Origin of the sequence: Streptomyces glaucescens (assembly GCF_002154375.1) — a bacterium.
Taxonomy (GTDB): domain Bacteria; phylum Actinomycetota; class Actinomycetes; order Streptomycetales; family Streptomycetaceae; genus Streptomyces; species Streptomyces glaucescens.
In genome coordinates this window covers 1-1133 of sequence record NZ_MUND01000658.1, presented here as the reverse complement: position 1 = coordinate 1133, position 1133 = coordinate 1, and the positions used below count along the sequence as shown (strand labels likewise).

Genomic DNA, 1133 nt, shown 5'->3' with positions numbered 1-1133 from the left:
GTCCCCGCCCGCGGCGGCCTCACCGCCGCCCAGGTCCGCGGCACCGACGGTCTGACCCCGGCCCCGGCGACGGGCTGGCCCGCCCAGGGGCCGGCCCCTGGCGGCTGGCCCAGCGCGGTCTGACTCCCGCCCGCCCCTACACGGGGTTCAGCCTCCACTGCTGGCAGGCGTTGCCCAGCCACGTCCACTGGCGTACATCCGCCCCGTCCGCGGTGGAGCAGTTCGCGACGTCGGCGACCTTGCCGGTGGCCTGGCCCACGATCCGGACGTGTCCGCCGTCGGTGGCCAGGAAGCGGAACCGCTGGCAGGTGTTGTCCAGCCAGGACCACTGGCGCAGGTCGGCCCCGTCGGCGGCGGAGCAGTCCTGGGTGTCGAGCACCTTGCCGGTGGCGACGTTGACGAGCCGGTGGGTGTCGTCGCCCAGGTCCTCCAGCCGCCAGCGCTGGTTGCCGCCGCCGTTGCANNGGCCCGGCCGTGCTCGCCCCGAGCCGGACGGGCGTACCGAAGTCCGGCGTGCCGTCGGCGTTCCAGGTGAACTTCTGCGCCCGGGTCGTGCGCCCGTTGTCGCAGCCCTCGCCCGCCTGGTCGTTGGCGTGGTAGACGATCCAGTTCTCGCGTCCGTCCGGCGACGTGAAGAAGCCGTTGTGCCCGGGCCCGTACACCCCGTTCGCGTCGCTGCGCTGGAAGACCGGGGTGGACTTCTTCGTCCAGGAGGACGCCGACAGCGGGTCGGAGCCGGTCAGCTCCAGCCGGCCGAGCTTGTAGTCGGCGGTCCAGCAGCCGCTGGCGGAGTAGATCAGGAAGGTCCGCCCGCCGCGTTGCAGCACCTCCGGGCCCTCGTTGACGGTGCCGCCCTGCCGCTCCCAGTCGTACGTCGGCCTGGAGATGGTCGAGTACGGGCCGCTGACGGTGTACGGGTTGGACATCGGCGCGATGACGAGGTTCTGGGTGCCGCCGGTGATCGCGCTGCCCAGCATGTACAGCCGCCCGCCCACGTTCAGCAGGCTGGCGTCCAGCATCCACGCGCTGTTGAGCTGCCCCTTGTAGGTGTACGGCCCCATCGGGTCGGAACCGGCGCTCTCCAGGACGTGGCTGCGCTGGGTCGGGTTGTAGTCGGTGACGTTCTGCCCGGC

At 72.4% G+C, this 1133-nt stretch carries 1 pseudogene; it reads right to left on the bottom strand.

Annotated features, from left to right (window positions below):
- Positions 1-136 precede the first annotated feature (136 nt).
- Positions 137-1133 (bottom strand): annotated as a pseudogene (locus tag CCN42_RS34205) (family 43 glycosylhydrolase); the annotation flags it as partial.